This window comes from Micromonospora thermarum (assembly GCF_012034245.1).
Taxonomy (GTDB): Bacteria; Actinomycetota; Actinomycetes; order Mycobacteriales; family Micromonosporaceae; genus Micromonospora; species Micromonospora thermarum.
In genome coordinates this window covers 127,464-143,234 of the sequence record NZ_JAATEO010000011.1, presented here as the reverse complement: position 1 = coordinate 143,234, position 15,771 = coordinate 127,464, and the positions used below count along the sequence as shown (strand labels likewise).

Below are 15,771 nucleotides of genomic sequence, written 5' to 3'. Positions count from 1 at the left end.
CGGGAGCAGACGGGCCATGGGCAGCATCGTCGCCGAAAACCGCAAGAGCCTGATGCTCTTCTCCGGGCGTGGCTTTCCAGAGTTGGCGAAGGAGATCGGCGAGGTGCTCGGTGTCGCGCCGACGCCGGCCGACGCGTACGACTTCGCCAACGGTGAGATCTTCGTACGCTACAAGGACTCGGTGCGTGGTTCGGACGCCTTCGTGGTGCAGTCCGTGACGCACGGGGTCAACACCTGGGTCATGGAGACCCTGATCATGATCGACGCCCTGAAGCGCGGTTCGGCCAAGCGGATCACCGTGGTCCTGCCGTTCTACCCGTACTCGCGGCAGGACAAGAAGCACCGGGGTCGGGAGCCGATCTCGGCCCGGCTTATCGCGGACCTGTTGAAGACGGCCGGCGCGAACCGGATCCTCACGGTCGACCTGCACACCGCTCAGATCCAGGGCTTCTTCGACGGGCCGGTGGACCACCTGTTCGCGATGGACGTCCTGGCGGAGTACGTGGAGCGCCGGTACGCGGGTCGGCCGATGACGGTGGTGGCGCCGGACTCGGGCCGGGTGCGGGTGGCCGAGCGGTGGACCGACCGGCTGGGTGGCTGCCCGCTGGCGTTCATCCACAAGACCCGGGATCCCTCGAAGCCGAACCAGGTGGTGGCGAACCGGGTGGTCGGTGAGGTCGAGGGTCGCGTCTGCCTGATCGTCGACGACATGATCGACACCGGTGGCACGATCACCAAGGCGGCCGACATCCTCAAGGCGTCGGGCGCTGCGGAGATCATCGTGGCGTCGACCCACGCGTTGCTGTCGGACCCGGCGACCGAGCGGTTGAAGAACAGCCCGATCAGTGAGGTCGTGGTGACCAACACGCTGCCGCTGCCGCCGGAGAAGCAGCTCGACAAGATCACCGTGCTGTCGATCGCGCCGCTGCTGGCGCGGGCGATCCGTGAGGTGTTCGACGACGGTTCGGTGACCACCCTTTTCGGTGGTTTGAGCTGAACCACGCGGCTTTCCCCGCCGCCGTGCGCGGCGGCGGGGACGCTGACAAGGGGACTGCCGGAGAGCGCAGAATTCGCTCGGGTAGACTGGTGCGGTTGCCACGGCGAGGGTGCCCTGCGGGCCGCTGACTCAGGACCGCACGGAGCGCCGTCATCGACGCGGTGCTCCGGGCAGTCGTTCATGACGCATGAGCCCCAGCGAGCCCCTCGCCCAGCACCGCCAGACGACAAGCGCCGCGAAGCATCAGGAGTTTCCCCGTGTCCGAGGTAAAGATCAGCGCCGAGCCCCGTACCGAGTTCGGCAAGGGTGGTGCCCGTCGTACCCGCCGGGCCGGCAAGGTGCCCGCCGTGCTGTACGGCCACGGCGAGAAGCCCAAGCACATCGCGCTTCCGGCGCGTGAGTTCGCGGCCGCGATCCGCAAGGGCGGCGCGAACCAGCTCTTCGCGATCGAGGTGAGTGACGGCACCCAGGTGCTGGCGCTGCCGAAGGCGATCCAGCGTGACCCGATCAAGGACACGTTCGAGCACGTCGACCTGCTGCTCGTCCGCCGGGGCGAGAAGGTGACCGTCGAGGTCCCGGTCCAGCTGGTCGGCGAGGCCGCGAAGGACACCCTGATCGTGCACGACCACGACACCCTGTCGGTGACCGCCGACGCCACCAAGGTGCCGGACCACCTCGAGGCGTCCATCGAGGGCCTGGAGGCGGGCAACCAGGTGACCGCGTCCGACGTCGAGCTGCCGGCCGGCGTCGAGCTGGCCGCCGACCCGGAGCTGACGGTCGCCGCGGTGACCGCCGCGCCGACCGCCGAGCAGCTCGAGGCCACGCTGCCCGAGGTCGTGGAGGCCACCGAGGAGGCCGAGGCCGAGGTCGGCGAGGAGACCGAGTCCTCCGAGGGTGCCGAGGGCGGCGCTCCGGCCGCCGAGGGCGAGGAGACCGCCGAGGCGAAGACCGAGGCCTGACCGGTCCACTGCGCAACGACAGGCGTCCCCGTTCCTTCGGGGGCGCCTGTCGGCGTATCGGGGCGGGTGCGGGGACGGCGACGAGCGGCGGTGGTCCGCCGGACGAGAGCGGGAAGGAACGGACGGTGACGGACGAGACGGGGCCGTGGCTGGTGGTCGGCCTGGGCAACCCCGGTCGGGAGTACGCCGGCAACCGGCACAACGTCGGTTTCATGGTGGCCGACCTGCTCGCGAGCCGGGTGGGGGCGAAGTTCGGGCGGCACAAGCGGGCGATGGCGGAGGTCGCCGAGGGGCGGCTGGGGTTCGGCGGCCCGCGGTTGGTGCTGGTCAAGCCGTTGACGTACATGAACCTGTCGGGCGGGCCGGTGGCGAGCCTGGCGCAGTTCTACAAGGTGCCGCCGGCGCAGGTGGTCGCCGTCCACGACGAGCTGGACATCCCGTACGGCCAGGTGCGGGTGAAGTGCGGCGGTGGCGAGGGCGGGCACAACGGCCTGCGGTCGACGACGAAGTCGCTGGGCACGAAGGAGTATGTCCGGGTGCGGTTCGGGATCGGCCGGCCGCCGGGGCGGCAGGATCCGGCGGACTTCGTCCTGTCGGATTTCGGCGCGGTCGAGCGCAAGGAGCTGGATTTCCTGGTGGACCGGGCCGTGGATGTGGTGGAGTCGGTGATCGTCCGGGGTGTGGAGCCGACGCAGAACCTGTACCACGGGGCCTGAGCCCCGCGCTTCGCCCCGCGATCTTGCACTTTCTGCCTCGACATAGTGGACGAACTTCGCGTTCCAGGGGCACAAAGTGCAAGATCGCGCCGGAGGTGATGGCGCGGGGCCGGCGTGCGGGTCGGGCCGGGTAGTCTGCGCCTTTTGGGGCGTGGCGCGGCGGCGGGCAGGCTCGGCCGGGGCGGCGCGGATCGCGGGTGCGGCGACGGGAGCAGGGTGATGGGCAGTCCTCCGATGATCGACGGGGCGTTCGCCCGCTGGCTGGCCGCCCGGGCCGGTCAGGCGCTGCTCGCTCTGCGGGCCGAGATGGGGTTCGCCGACGCGGGTGCCCTGAAGTCGGCCGGTGACAAGGTCTCGCACGACCTGATCCGTACGGAGCTGGCGAAGTGGCGGCCGGGTGACGCGGTCCTGTCGGAGGAGGACGAGGGGTCGCGGCTGGCCTGGGCGGCGGAGGTCAGCGAGGGGGCGGTGTCCCGGCTGACGGCCGACCGGGTGTGGATCATCGATCCGCTGGACGGCACCCGCGAGTTCGCCGAGGAGGGGCGTTCGGACTGGGCGGTGCACGTGGCGCTCTGGGCGCGGAACGCCCCCACCCCGCACGGGCTCGTGGCCGGTGCGGTCGGGCTGCCGGCGCAGCACCGGGTGCTGGGGACGGACTACCCGCCGGCGTACCCGCCGATGACGCTGGAGGCGGCGACCTCGGGTGGCGCGCGGACGATCCGGCTGGCGGCGAGCCGGAGCCGGCCGCCGGTGTTCCTCACCGATCTGGCCGAGGAGGTCGGCGCGCACCTGGTGCCGATGGGATCGGCGGGCGCGAAGATCGCGGCGGTGGTCACCGGTGAGGTGGACGCGTACATCCACGCGGGCGGCCAGTACGAGTGGGATTCGGCCGCGCCGGTGGCTGTGGCGACGGCCACCGGGCTGCACGCTTCCCGGATCGACGGATCTGCGCTGAAATACAACGAGGCGGATCCGCGCCTGCCGGACCTGCTGGTCTGCCGGAAGGATCTCGCCAGTCGGTTGCTTGCGGCGTTGCAGCGACATTCCGGGGTAGCCTGAGCGCTGCTGTTCTTGACATGCCCGACCGGAAAGGTCTGGAAATGAGCGTGCGAATCGAGTCGGTGTCATGACCACCACGGCCGCGTACCAGGTGTCCCACCTCGACGCGCTGGAGGCCGAGAGCATCTTCGTGATGCGCGAGGTGGTTGCCGAGATGGAGCGGCCGGTACTGCTCTTCTCCGGGGGCAAGGACTCGATCGTCATGCTCCGGCTGGCGCAGAAGGCGTTCGCGCCGGCCAACATCCCCTTCCCGGTCATGCACGTCGACACCGGGCACAACTTCCCCGAGGTCCTGGACTACCGGGACCGGCGCGTCGACGAGCTGGGCCTGCAACTCGTCGTGGCGAGCGTGCCGGAGGCCCTGGCCAGCGGCCTGGTCCGCGAGTCGGCCGACGGGATGCGCAACCGGATCCAGACCCCGGTGCTGCTGGACGCGGTCGAGAAGCACCGCTTCGACGCGCTCTTCGGCGGGGCCCGCCGCGACGAGGAGAAGGCCCGGGCCAAGGAGCGGGTGTTCAGCTTCCGCGACGAGTTCGGCCAGTGGGACCCGAAGAACCAGCGTCCCGAGCTGTGGTCGCTCTACAACGGCCGGCACCACCCCGGCGAGTCGATCCGGGTGTTCCCGCTGTCCAACTGGACCGAGCTGGACGTGTGGCACTACATCGCCCGCGAGCGGATCGAGCTGCCGTCGATCTACTACGCGCACGAGCGCGAGGTGATCGAACGCGACGGGATGCTGTACGCGGTCAACGAGTTCTTCCGCCCCCGCGCGGGGGAGGAGCGGTTCAAGGCCCGGGTGCGCTACCGGACGGTGGGCGACGCGTCCTGCACGGCGGCGGTCCGCTCGGACGCCGACACGGTGGAGAAGGTCATCGAGGAGGTGGCGGCCACCCGGATCACCGAGCGTGGCGCGACCCGCGGTGACGACCGGGTCAGCGAGGCCGCGATGGAGGACCGCAAGCGGGAGGGCTACTTCTGATGACCACCGAGACGATCGCGCCGGTCGGGTCCGACACGGCGGCCCGCCCGATGGACCTGCTGCGGTTCGCCACCGCCGGCAGCGTGGACGACGGCAAGTCGACCCTGATCGGCCGGCTGCTGTACGACACGAAGTCGCTCTTCACCGACCAGCTCGCCGCGGTGGAGGCGGTCAGCGCGGCCCGGGGCGACGAGTACACGAACCTCGCGCTGCTCACCGACGGTCTGCGGGCCGAACGCGAGCAGGGCATCACCATCGACGTGGCGTACCGCTACTTCGCCACCCCGCGGCGGAAGTTCATCATCGCCGACACCCCCGGGCACATCCAGTACACCCGGAACATGGTCACCGGGGCCTCGACGGCCGACCTGGCGCTGATCCTGGTCGACGCCCGCAAGGGTCTGGTTGAGCAGTCCCGCCGGCACGCGTTCCTCTGCTCCCTGCTGCGGGTGCCGCACCTGGTCCTCTGCGTCAACAAGATGGACCTGGTGGACTGGTCGCAGGAGGTGTTCGAGCGGATCGCCGACGAGTTCACCGCGTTCGCCGCGAAGCTCGAGGTGCCCGACCTGACCGTGGTGCCGATCTCCGCGCTGAAGGGTGACAACATCGTCTCCCGCTCGGCGAACATGCCCTGGTACGAGGGGCCGTCGCTGCTGCACCACCTGGAGCGGGTGCACATCGCCAGTGACCGCAACCTGGTCGACGTGCGCTTCCCGGTGCAGTACGTGATCCGCCCGCAGTCGATCACCGTCACCGACTACCGGGGGTACGCCGGCCAGGTCGCCTCGGGCGTGCTCAAGCCGGGCGACGAGGTGATGGTGCTGCCGTCGGGCTTCACCAGCCGGATCGCCGCCGTGGAGACCGCCGACGGGCCGGTCGCGGAGGCGTTCCCGCCGATGTCGGTGACCGTACGCCTGGCCGACGAGATCGACATCTCCCGGGGCGACATGATCTGCCGGCCGAACAACGCGCCGGCCGTCGCCCAGGACATCGAGGCGATGGTCTGCTGGATGGACGAGACCCGCCCGCTCCAGGTCGGCGGCAAGTACGCGATCAAGCACACCACCCGGTCGGCGCGGGCGATCGTCCGTGGCCTGCACTACCGGCTGGACATCAACTCGCTGCACCGCGACGAGTCGGCGGGGGAGTTGAAGCTCAACGAGATCGGCCGGGTCCGGCTGCGGACGACGGTCCCGCTGCTCGCCGACGAGTACCGCCGCAACCGCACCACCGGCGGTTTCGTGATCATCGACGAGACGACGAACCGGACGGTCGGCGCCGGCATGATCGTCGAAGCGGGCTGACGCCCGGCGGGATCGGTGCCCCGCGCGATCGCCCTCGAATCGGGACGTAGCGGCCTCACGCAGCCGCGAGGCCACCACGTCCGCGTTGCGGCGCGATCATGGGGCGGAGCCTGCGGCACCCGCCCTCTGTTCACCCCAGACGGGTGGCACCGGCGGCGGGGAGGACGGTGACCGTGCCGGGGGCGGTGAAGCCGCGCTCGGCGTACGCGTCCCGGACGGCGTCCGCGACGGCGTCGGCGCGGCCGGCGTCGACCAGGGCGAGGACGCAGCCGCCGAAGCCGCCGCCGGTCATCCGGGCGCCCAGCGACCCGGCGGCCAGCGCGGCCTCCACCGCGGTGTCGATCTCCGGGACGGTGATCTCGAAGTCGTCCCGCATGGACGCGTGCGAGGCGGTGAGCAGCGGCCCGATCTCGCGGACCCGGCCGGCGCGCAGGAGCGCGGCCGTGTCGAGAACCCGCTGGTCCTCGGTGACGACGTGGCGTACCCGGCGGCGGGTCTCGTCGTCGGGCAGCCGGTCGAGTGCGGCGTCGAGGTCGGCGACGGCCACGTCGCGCAGGGCGGGCACCCCGAGCGCGGCGGCGGCCCGCTCGCACGAGCGCCGGCGGGCCGCGTACTCGCCGTCGGCGTGCCGGTGGGGTGCCCGGCTGTCGACGACGAGCACGGCCAGCCCGGCGTCGTCCAGGTCGAACGGGATGTGCTCGACCGACTCGTCGCGGCAGTCCAGGAACAGCGCGTGCCCGGCCCGGCAGCGGATCGCCGCCGACTGGTCCATGATCCCGGTCGGTGCGCCGACGTAGCGGTTCTCGGCCCGCTGCGCGAGCCGTGGTTGTTTCTCGGCGGGCAGGTCGAGACCGCCCAGATCGACCAGGGCCGCCAGCACGGCGGCCTCCAGGGCCGCCGAGGAGGAGAGCCCGGAGCCGAGCGGCACGTCGGAGGCGATCGCCAGCCGGGCGCCGGGCACGGCGTACCCGGCGTCCCGCAGCGCCCACACCACCCCGGCCACGTACGCGGCCCAGCCGGTCACCCGGCCCGGCTCGTCGGCCGCGTCCGGCCCGAACTCCACCGGGTCGTCGTCGAGCTCCGAGCAGACCGTCCAGCTCTCGTCCTCGCGCGTCGCGGCGGCGACCACGGTACGCAGCGGCAGCGCGAACGGGAGCACGTAGCCGTCGTTGTAGTCGGTGTGCTCGCCGATCAGGTTGACCCGGCCGGGAGCCGCCCAGCGGCCCGCCGGCTCGGCGGCGTACCGGGAGCGGAAGCCGGCGGTGGCGCGGGCCGCGACGTCGGCGGTGGCACCGGCCGTGACGTCGGCGGGGGCGGCCAGGTCGGACGGACCGGTCACGCCTCCTCCAGGACGTGGGTGCGGTAGAAGGTCCAGGCGTCGCGGACCATGTCGTGCAGCGTCGGCTTGGCGGGCACCCAGCCCAGCTCCGCCCGGGCCAGGTCGGAGGAGGCCACCAGCTCGGCGGGGTCGCCCTCGCGGCGCGGCGCGACCTCGACCGGGAGCGGGTGGCCGGTGACCTCGCGGACGACCTCGACCACCTGGCGGTTGGTGAAGCCGTTGCCGTTGCCGAGGTTGTAGACGCGGTGCTGGCCGGCCACGGCCGCGTCGAGCGCGAGCAGGTGGGCGCGGGCCAGGTCGGCGACGTGGATGTAGTCGCGGACGCAGGTGCCGTCGACGGTGGGGTAGTCGTCGCCGAAGAGCTGGAGCTTCTCCCGCCGGCCGGCGGCCACGTCGAGGGCGATGGGGATGAGGTGGGTCTCCGGGTCGTGCCGCTCGCCGAGGGCCACGTCGCCGTCCAGGTGCGCGCCGGCGACGTTGAAGTAGCGCAGCGAGACGGCGGCGAGGCCGTGCCCGATCGCCTCGGAGGTGAGCGCCATGTCGACGGTGAGCTTGGTGGCCCCGTACGTGTTGGTGGGTGCGGTGACCGCGGTCTCCGGGATCGGCAGCTCGGTCGGGTTGCCGTAGACGGCGGCGGTGGAGGAGAAGACCAGCTTCGGCACGCCGGCGGCACGGACCGCGTCGATCAGGGCGAGCGAGCCGGTGACGTTGTTGTGCCAGTACAGCTCGGGCTTCACCATCGACTCGCCGGCGGCGATCAGGGCGGCGAAGTGCAGCACGCCGTCGAAGCCCGCGTCGGGGGTGAGCACCTGCGCCACGTGGTGGAGCGGGATCTCGACGTGCGTGGCCTCGGGCGCGAGCGCCACGCGGTGGCCCGTCCGCAGGTCGTCCAGGACGACGACCTCGTGGCCGGCGTCGAGCAGCATCCGGGTCACCACGCTGCCGATGAAGCCGGCGCCGCCGGTGACGAGCAGTTTCACGTCGGTCTCCTCCTGCCTGGCCGCCGCGCCGGCGGCCGCTCGGTGATCACCCTACGGCTGCCGCCGGTGGGCGCGCTGCACCCTCGGCCCTCGCTCATTCCATCATAACCTTTCACGATTGAACAGAGTCGAACATAGGGCGTTTCCCGCGACGGCGGTGTCTACCATCCTTCTCATGCGGGAAGCGGGCGGTCCCGGGCTCCGGCGTCGAGCGCGGGGCCGGCCCCGCCGCGAACCCGGGCCGGTCGCCCGGGCGGTCGCCCGCGTTGTGGTCCGCGCCGCCACCGGCGCGACCCGGCTGGTCACCGACCTGCTCGGGGCCAGCCCCGCGTCCGGTCGGGAACGGATCAGCGAGGACGAGCTGCGGGACCTGGTCGCCGCGGCCACCGTGCTGGACCCGGTCGAGCGGCGGATCATCGACGAGGTGCTGGTGGCCGGCGCGAGCCTCGTCCGCGAGGTGATGATGCCGCGCACCGAGGTGGTCTTCCTCTCCGCCGCGCTGACCATCGCCGAGGCGGAGCGGCTGGTGCGGCTGGAGACCCACACCCGCTACCCGGTGGTCGACGGCACCCACGACGACGTGGTCGGCTTCGTGCATCTGCGCGACGTGCTGCTGCGGCCGGACCAGGACCCCTGCACCACGGTGGGCGAGCTGACCCGCGAGGTCAAACGGCTGCCCGGCAGCAAGCGCGTGCTCGCGGCCCTGACCGAGATGCGCCGGGAGGGGCACCACCTCGCGGTGGTGGTCGACGAGTACGGCGGCACCGCCGGCATCGTCACGTGCGAGGACCTGATCGAGGAGCTGGTCGGGGAGCTCCACGACGAGTACGACGGTCCGCCGGAACCCACGACCTCCGGCCTTCCCGCCATGGTGGACGGCCGGCTGAACCTCGCCGACTTCGCCGAGCGCACCGGGGTCGCCCTGCCGACCGGCCCGTACGAGACGGTCGGCGGGTTTGTGATGGCGTCGTTGGGGCGGCTGCCGGTGGTCGGCGACGAGGTGCCGGTGGCCGCCGAGCCGGCCGGCGGCGGGCCCCCGCGGGACGAGCCAACCGCCGGCTGGTCGCTGCGGGTGCTCGCCCTCGACGGGCGCCGGGTCGCCCGCGTCGCCGTCTCCGCCGCGCGCCTGCCCGAGCCCCGGCGCGCGGTCACCGCCCCCACGCCGGCCGGGCGTGGACGACCCACCGGCCCGTCATGACGGACGCCGGGTGTTGCTGACAGAATTGCCGGCATGTCCGACGTACCCGCCCGTCCCCGTGTCTTCTCCGGCATCCAGCCGACGGCCGACTCGTTCCACCTCGGCAACTACCTGGGCGCGGTACGGCACTGGGTGGCCCTGCAGGAGACCCACGACGCGTTCTACTGCGTGGTGGACCTGCACGCGATCACGGCCGGGCACGACCCCAAGGTGCTCACGCAGCGGTCCCGGGTGGCCGCCGCGCAGCTGCTGGCGGTCGGCCTCGACCCGGAGCGCTGCACGCTCTTCGTGCAGTCCCAGGTGCCCGAGCACGCGCAGCTGGCCTGGGTGCTGGGCTGCATCACCGGGTTCGGCGAGGCGAGCCGGATGACGCAGTTCAAGGACAAGTCGCAGAAGCAGGGCAACGAGCGGGCCAGCGTGGGCCTGTTCACGTACCCGATCCTCCAGGCCGCCGACATCCTGCTCTACCAGGCGCACGCGGTGCCGGTCGGCGAGGACCAGCGCCAGCACCTGGAGCTCTCCCGCGATCTGGCCCAGCGCTTCAACTCGCTGTTCGGGCCGACCTTCACCGTGCCCGCGCCGCACATCGTCAAGGACACCGCGAAGATCACCGACCTCCAGGACCCGACGGCGAAGATGTCGAAGTCGTCGTCGTCCCCGGCCGGCATCGTCGACCTCCTGGAGGACCCGGCCCGCTCGGCCAAGAAGATCCGCTCGGCGGTCACCGACACCGGCCGGGAGATCGTCTTCGACGCCGAGACCAAGCCGGGCGTCTCCAACCTCCTCACCATCTACTCGGCGCTCTCCGGCCGGAGCATCGACGACCTGGTCGCCGCGTACGCCGGCAAGGGCTACGGCGACCTCAAGAAGGACCTCGGCGAGGTGGTGCGCGAGTTCGTCGCGCCGATCCAGGAGCGCACCCGGGGTTACCTCGACGACCCGGTCCAGCTGGACAAGCTGCTCGCCGCCGGCGCCGAGAAGGCGCGGGCGGTGGCCGCGCCGACGCTGCGGACCGCGTACGAGCGGGTGGGCTTCTTCCCGCCGGTGCGCGGCGAGTAGCGCCGCGGCCGACGGTACGGGTGGGTCGTGGAGTCGGTGGCCGGAGGGGTGGCGCGGAGCGTGGATCAAGGGGACGGGGCGCCGGCGTCCGACGGCACCATCCAGATCGGCATCGCCGTGGACATCCCCGAGCCGTGGGGCAGCATGCTCACCCGGCGCCGCGTGGAGGCCGGTGACCCGCAGGCCGTCCCGGCGCACGTGACGCTGCTCGGGCCGACCGAGATCCCGGTCGTCACGCTCCCGGCCGTCGAGCGGCACCTCGACGCGGTCGCCGCCGCCCACCTGCCGTTCACCCTGCACCTGCGGGGCACCGGCACGTTCCGGCCGGTCACCCAGGTGGTGTTCGTGGCGGTGGCCGCCGGGATCAGCGAGTGCGAGCTGCTCGCCGCCGCGATCCGCGCCGCGCCCGAGCTGCACCGCGAGACGCGCTTCCCGTACCACCCGCACGTCACCGTCGCGCAGGATGTCGTGCCGGAGGCGCTGGACAAGGTGTACGAGGACCTGGCCGACTTCTCGGCGATGTTCGAGGTGGAGGCGTTCACCCTCTTCTCGCACAGCGGGCAGGCGCGGTGGCAGCCGCGTCGGGACTTCCGACTCGGCGGCTGACACGGCGGCGGTCGGTTCACCCCGCGCGGGCGGGAGATCGGCGAGGATGACGGCGTGAACGTGTTCGGGCGCGTCGAGGCGACCATCGGTGCGCGGATCGACGCCGCCCGCCGCCGCTCCGACGCCTTCGACCACGTGTGGCGGGCCGGCGTGCTCTACACCGACCTGCTCGGCGGCCGGCTGGCCGCCGCGATCGCCTACTACGGCTTCTTCGCGGTGTTCGCGCTCGCCCTGGTCGCGTACTCCGTCTTCGGCGCGATCCTGGAGGACAACGACGAGGTCAGCGCGGCGGCGGCCGACTTCCTCCGGGAGAACCTGCCGTTCCTCGACCCGGTGCAGATCGCCGAGGACAGCGGCACGGTCGGGGTGGTCGGCCTGGTCATCCTCGCGTTCACCGGGATCGGGTGGGTGGAGGCGATCCGGTCCTCGCAGCGGCTCATGTACGGCCTCAACCAGCAGCCGGGCAACCTGGTCGTCCGCCGGCTGGTCGACCTCGGCGTGCTGTTGATCGTCTTCGTGCTGCTCGGCGTCTCGGTGGCCGCCGTCGACACGCTGGAGGCACTCCTGCGCTTCCTGCTGCGCAGCACCGGTTCCGTCGGTCTGACCACCGTCAGCGCGGTGCTCAGCATACTGGTGAACATGGTGCTCGCCACCCTGCTGCTGGTGGCGGTGCCGCGGCTGCGGATCAGCCGGGTCCGGCTGCGTCCGGTCGTGCTGCTGGTGGCGGTCGGCATCACGCTGCTCAACACCGTGGGGCGCTACTACGTGGTGCGGACCGAGCGGAACCCGGCGTACACGGTGGTGGCCGGCGCGGTGGGCCTGCTGCTCTACCTGTACCTGCTCAACCAGCTCGTGCTGTTCGGCGCGGCCCTGGCCGCGACCAGCCAGCGGGGGCGGGTGGTGGACCTGGCGGAGGGGCCGGTACCGGTCGACCTGGACGAGGAGATCGAGCCCGGAACCCCGGGTGGGGCCGGCTGAACGGGGAAAGGGAGGGCACACGTGCGGATCCTGATCGACCCGCGCTCGTCGGTGCCGCCGTACGAGCAGGTGCGTGCGCGGATCGCGGAGCAGGTGGGGGACGGTCGGCTGCCGGTCGGCACGCGGCTGCCCACGGTCCGCCAGCTCGCCGCGGACCTCGGCCTGGCGGTCAACACGGTGGCCCGGGCGTACCGGGAGCTGGAGGCGGCCGGGCTGGTGGAGACCCGGGGCCGGCACGGCACGGTTGTCGCACCCGGCCGCGATGATGCGACGGACCGGTTGCAGCGGGCCGCGGGCGAGTACGCGGTGGAGGCGGCCCGGCTGGGGGTGGCGCCGGAGACGGCGCTCGGCCTGGTCCGGGCCGCGATCGAGGCACGAACCGGCTGACCGCGCCCGCGTCGAGGCAGGAGGACATCGATGACCGACTCGGACGGCACCCTCGTCGAGACGAGCGTGCACGCACCGCCGGAGCGGGTCTGGTCGGCCCTGACCGTGCCCGAGGAGATCCGGCAGTGGTTCGGCTGGGATTACGACGGGCTCGACGACGAGATCCGGTTCATCTTCGTCGACCACGCGACACCCCGGCCACCGGACCGGATCTCGATGTCCGACGGCTCGGAGCTGCGGCTCGACCCCGACGGCGACGTGACCCGGCTGAGCGCCGTACTGCCGGCCCCGGCCGACGACGCCGCGGCCGCCGAGCAGCAGGCGATCGCGGAGGGCTGGCGCACGTTCTTCGCCCAGCTGCGCTTCCTGCTCGAGTGCCGGCCGGAGGGCCAGCGCCGGACGGCCTACCTGACCGGCACGGGGACGGGTCGCGACCTGATGGCGGTGCTCGGGACGGCCGGGTCGACCGAGGAGTGGTTCCACAGCCCGCGACAGCGGATCGTGGTCGATCCCGACGGCCGGTTGCTGGCGGCGACGGCCGAGCGCCCGCTGGACGATCCGGAGCCGGGCCCGGTCAGCCTGACGGTCAGCGCGTACGGCATCGACGACGCCGGGGCGGCCCACCTGGAGCGGGTCTGGGCCGCCCGCTGGACGCCGCTCGCCGCCGGCACAGAGTCGATCATGTGACACCCCGAACAAGCGACGAGGCCGGCGAACCGGGCACGTCGCGCTCCCTGCCCGGACGATGATGGGCGGGTGGGCGCTCTCGTGACACTCGACCTGCCGGACGACTCGCCGATGCTCGACCTGCCGTGGATCATCACCTTCGGTCCGCTCGGCGACGCCGACGAGTGGGAGCCGGTGGTCTGCGGCCCGTACGAGCGTGGGCACGCGCTGGCCCTCGCCGAGGCGGTCGTCGCGGAGGAGCAGTTGATGGCGGTCGTCGAGCCGCTGCTGCCCGCCGTCTCGGTCGACGAGATCCGTAGCGAGATCGCCGCCGCCCAGATCGCCGCCGAGGACGAGGCGGCGCAGGTCGACAGCGCCGACCTGTACGGCGACTACGAGGACACGATCGACGAGGAACTGGAGGCGGCGGCCGAGCGGGACCGGCGGACCGGTCCGGCGGCGCCGCCGACCGAGGCCGAGCTGCGGGCGGGCTTCGGCCGCATCGCGGCCCGGCTCCCGGGTGCCGGCGGCTGACCCCGGGCTGGCGGTCGCCGTGCCGCCGCCGCGACTCGTGCGCGCTTCGACGCATCGACGCGCGTCGTGGATGGACACCGGCGCCCCGGGAACGAATTCCCGAGGCGCCGGCGCCACCTCACCCCCCACCACAAGGGGTCGGTTGCCCAGTCGCCCGGCGGCGCGGAGCACGACGGACGACCAGGTCGATGTGGGCTTACCCGCTCAGCGCCGTTCGAACCAGGCGGCGGCGTCGACCGGGAGCACGTGGGCGGAGCCCTGACGGGTGAGCGTCTCGCTGGCGACGACCGGGTCGCCGTACCCGTCGATCAGGGCCGGCGCGCCGCTGATGTTCACCACGCAGGTCAGCACGGTGTCACCGGCGGTGCGGGTGAAGGCGAGCACGCCCGGCTCGGTCTCCAGCCAGGTGATCCCGGAGGCGGCGGCGGACAGCGCCGGGTGCGTCCGGCGGATCCGCAGTGCCGCGCGGTACAGCTCCAGCGTCGAGCCGGGCACGCCGCTCTGGGCGGCGACCGACAGCTCCCGCCAGGTCGCGGGGGCCGGCAGCCAGCTCAGCTCGCAGCCTTCGGGCCCGAAGCCGTACGGGGCCAGCTCGCCGCTCCACGGGATCGGCACCCGGCAGCCGTCCCGGCTCTCGCCGGTCCGCAGGAACGCGGGGTCCTGGCGCAGCTCGTCCGGCAGGTCGAGCACCTCCGGCAGGCCCAGCTCCTCGCCCTGGTAGAGGTAGGCGCAGCCGGGCAGCGCGAGCATCAGCAGCGTCGCCGCGCGGGCACGGCGCAGCCCCTCGGGGCCGTCCCCGTAGCGGGTGACGTGCCGCTGCTTGTCGTGGTTGGAGAGGACCCAGGTGGTCGGAGCGCCGACGATGGTCGACTCGGCCAGTGCGGTGTCGACGACCTTGCGGAACGAGTCGGCCGTCCAGGTGGCGTCGAGGAAGTCGAAGCTGAAGGCCTGGTGCAGCTCGTCCGGGCCGATGTAGCGGGCCAGCCGCTGCGGCGTCTCGGCCCAGGCCTCGGCGACCGCCATCCGGCCACCCGGGTAGCTGTCCAGGATCGGGCGCCAGGAGCGGTAGATGTCGTGGACCTCGTCCTGGTCGAAGTACGGCAGGCGACCCTTGCCGAGCAGCTCGACCTGGCGCTGGCCGGTGGTCATGCTGCTGAAGCCGACGTCCGGCAGCCCTTCGGCCTTGATCATCCCGTGGGCCACGTCGATCCGGAAGCCGTCGACCCCGCGGTCCAGCCAGAACCGGAGCACGTCCTCGAACTCGGCGCGGACCTCCGGGTGGCGCCAGTTCAGGTCGGGCTGGGCCGGGTCGAACAGGTGCAGGTACCACTGGCCGTCCTCGACCCGCGTCCAGGCGGGGCCGCCGAAGATGCTCTCCCAGTCGTTCGGGGGCAGCTCGCCGTTCGCGCCCTTGCCCTCGGCGAACAGGTAGCGCTCGCGTTCCGGGGAACCGGGGCCGGCGGCCAGCGCGGCCTGGAACCAGACGTGCCGGCTGGAGGTGTGGTTCGGTACCAGGTCGACGATGATCCGCAGGCCCAGGGCGTGGGCGTCGGTGATCATCTCGTCGAAGTCGGTGAGGGTGCCGAACATGGGGTCGACGTCCCGGTAGTCGGCGACGTCGTACCCGCCGTCGATCATCGGTGAGGTGTAGAAGGGCGTCAGCCAGAGCGCGTCCACCCCGAGGTCGCGCAGGTACGGCAGGCGCTGCCGGATCCCCTGCAGGTCGCCGATGCCGTCGCCGTTCGAGTCGGCGAAGCTGCGGACGTAGACCTGGTAGACGACCGCGGAGCGCCACCAGTCGTCGTCGGAGGTCAGCGGGGTGGGGTTGCTGGGGGTCATCGAGGCGTTCCCCGTTCTGTGGCGCGGGACGGCGGGGTCCACGCGGGGTGATGGGAGCGCGGACGTCTGTCAAGGGTGCCGTTCCCCGACTGCAAGAGTCAAGCATTCCTTGCGCAAGAGATGACGGCCGTCACGCCGTACCCGGGCCGAGGACGGACCGGCGGTGACCGC

Annotated in this window: 16 protein-coding genes; 13 read left to right on the top strand and 3 right to left on the bottom strand. The window is 72.4% G+C overall.

Annotated features, from left to right (window positions below; translation table 11 throughout):
* Positions 1–16: 16 nt before the first annotated feature.
* From HCJ94_RS12600 to HCJ94_RS12575, 6 genes are all read left to right on the top strand, one after another.
* Positions 17–997 carry a ribose-phosphate diphosphokinase gene (locus HCJ94_RS12600; protein ID WP_168001184.1) on the top strand — a complete coding sequence of 327 codons (981 nt, stop codon included), beginning with the start codon at positions 17–19 and terminating at the stop codon, positions 995–997.
* Positions 998–1,254: 257 nt separating this feature from the next.
* On the top strand, positions 1,255–1,956 hold the full coding sequence (locus tag HCJ94_RS12595; protein WP_168001183.1) for a 50S ribosomal protein L25/general stress protein Ctc: 702 nt from the start codon (positions 1,255–1,257) through the stop codon (positions 1,954–1,956).
* 125 nt (positions 1,957–2,081) lie between these two features.
* Positions 2,082–2,672, top strand: a complete 591-nt coding sequence (gene pth / locus HCJ94_RS12590) for an aminoacyl-tRNA hydrolase (protein ID WP_168001182.1) — start codon at positions 2,082–2,084, stop codon at positions 2,670–2,672.
* A 219-nt stretch (positions 2,673–2,891) separates the two neighbouring features.
* Complete coding sequence (locus tag HCJ94_RS12585) at positions 2,892–3,731, top strand: inositol monophosphatase family protein (protein ID WP_168001181.1); 840 nt, start codon at positions 2,892–2,894, stop codon at positions 3,729–3,731.
* Between the two features lie 67 nt (positions 3,732–3,798).
* On the top strand, positions 3,799–4,710 hold the full coding sequence (gene cysD / locus HCJ94_RS12580) for a sulfate adenylyltransferase subunit CysD (protein WP_168001180.1): 912 nt from the start codon (positions 3,799–3,801) through the stop codon (positions 4,708–4,710).
* Positions 4,710–6,014 (top strand): sulfate adenylyltransferase subunit 1, encoded by a 1,305-nt coding sequence (locus HCJ94_RS12575; RefSeq protein WP_168001179.1) that lies wholly within the window; start codon positions 4,710–4,712, stop codon positions 6,012–6,014. Before cysD ends, HCJ94_RS12575 begins: the two co-directional genes overlap by 1 nt.
* Before the next feature lie 130 nt (positions 6,015–6,144).
* Here HCJ94_RS12575 and galK read toward each other — a convergent pair whose 3' ends face one another.
* Both galK and galE read right to left on the bottom strand, forming a co-directional pair.
* On the bottom strand, positions 6,145–7,353 hold the full coding sequence (gene galK, locus HCJ94_RS12570) for a galactokinase (protein WP_309227237.1): 1,209 nt from the start codon (positions 7,351–7,353) through the stop codon (positions 6,145–6,147).
* Positions 7,350–8,333 (bottom strand): UDP-glucose 4-epimerase GalE, encoded by a 984-nt coding sequence (galE, locus tag HCJ94_RS12565; RefSeq protein ID WP_168001178.1) that lies wholly within the window; start codon positions 8,331–8,333, stop codon positions 7,350–7,352. The genes galK and galE overlap by 4 nt, the downstream gene beginning before the upstream one ends.
* A gap of 175 nt (positions 8,334–8,508) precedes the next feature.
* Between galE and HCJ94_RS12560 the strand changes: the two genes are divergently transcribed.
* The 7 genes from HCJ94_RS12560 to HCJ94_RS12530 all read left to right on the top strand — a co-directional run bounded on the left by HCJ94_RS12560 (position 8,509) and on the right by HCJ94_RS12530 (position 13,761).
* Positions 8,509–9,531, top strand: coding sequence for a hemolysin family protein (locus tag HCJ94_RS12560; RefSeq protein ID WP_168001177.1), 1,023 nt, complete (start codon positions 8,509–8,511; stop codon positions 9,529–9,531).
* Positions 9,532–9,564: 33 nt separating this feature from the next.
* Complete coding sequence (gene trpS / locus HCJ94_RS12555) at positions 9,565–10,590, top strand: tryptophan--tRNA ligase (RefSeq protein ID WP_168001176.1); 1,026 nt, start codon at positions 9,565–9,567, stop codon at positions 10,588–10,590.
* Positions 10,591–10,617: 27 nt separating this feature from the next.
* The gene (locus HCJ94_RS12550) at positions 10,618–11,196 is read left to right on the top strand and encodes a 2'-5' RNA ligase family protein (RefSeq protein ID WP_168001175.1); all 579 of its coding nucleotides are present in this window, start codon (positions 10,618–10,620) and stop codon (positions 11,194–11,196) included.
* Between the two features lie 54 nt (positions 11,197–11,250).
* Entirely contained in the window at positions 11,251–12,174 is a 924-nt protein-coding gene (locus HCJ94_RS12545; protein WP_168001174.1) for a YihY/virulence factor BrkB family protein, read from the top strand.
* Positions 12,175–12,195: 21 nt separating this feature from the next.
* Positions 12,196–12,561: a GntR family transcriptional regulator gene (locus tag HCJ94_RS12540; RefSeq protein ID WP_168001173.1), complete on the top strand. Its 366-nt coding sequence runs from the start codon at positions 12,196–12,198 to the stop codon at positions 12,559–12,561.
* A gap of 30 nt (positions 12,562–12,591) precedes the next feature.
* Positions 12,592–13,248, top strand: coding sequence for an SRPBCC family protein (locus tag HCJ94_RS12535; protein ID WP_168001172.1), 657 nt, complete (start codon positions 12,592–12,594; stop codon positions 13,246–13,248).
* A 69-nt stretch (positions 13,249–13,317) separates the two neighbouring features.
* Positions 13,318–13,761, top strand: a complete 444-nt coding sequence (locus HCJ94_RS12530; RefSeq protein WP_168001171.1) for a hypothetical protein — start codon at positions 13,318–13,320, stop codon at positions 13,759–13,761.
* Between the two features lie 204 nt (positions 13,762–13,965).
* On the opposite strand, the gene HCJ94_RS12525 is transcribed toward HCJ94_RS12530, so the two are convergent.
* Positions 13,966–15,600, bottom strand: coding sequence for a glycoside hydrolase family 13 protein (locus HCJ94_RS12525; protein WP_168001170.1), 1,635 nt, complete (start codon positions 15,598–15,600; stop codon positions 13,966–13,968).
* Positions 15,601–15,771: the final 171 nt, after the last annotated feature.

Coding starts and splice junctions, on each gene's coding strand:
- HCJ94_RS12560 (WP_168001177.1), top strand. CDS start 8,509: ATGCGGGAAGCGGGCGGTCCCGGGCTCCGGCGTCGAGCGCGGGGCCGG.
- cysD (WP_168001180.1), top strand. CDS start 3,799: ATGACCACCACGGCCGCGTACCAGGTGTCCCACCTCGACGCGCTGGAG.
- HCJ94_RS12525 (WP_168001170.1), bottom strand. CDS start 15,600: ATGACCCCCAGCAACCCCACCCCGCTGACCTCCGACGACGACTGGTGG.
- HCJ94_RS12575 (WP_168001179.1), top strand. CDS start 4,710: ATGACCACCGAGACGATCGCGCCGGTCGGGTCCGACACGGCGGCCCGC.
- trpS (WP_168001176.1), top strand. CDS start 9,565: ATGTCCGACGTACCCGCCCGTCCCCGTGTCTTCTCCGGCATCCAGCCG.
- HCJ94_RS12585 (WP_168001181.1), top strand. CDS start 2,892: ATGGGCAGTCCTCCGATGATCGACGGGGCGTTCGCCCGCTGGCTGGCC.
- HCJ94_RS12600 (WP_168001184.1), top strand. CDS start 17: ATGGGCAGCATCGTCGCCGAAAACCGCAAGAGCCTGATGCTCTTCTCC.
- HCJ94_RS12535 (WP_168001172.1), top strand. CDS start 12,592: ATGACCGACTCGGACGGCACCCTCGTCGAGACGAGCGTGCACGCACCG.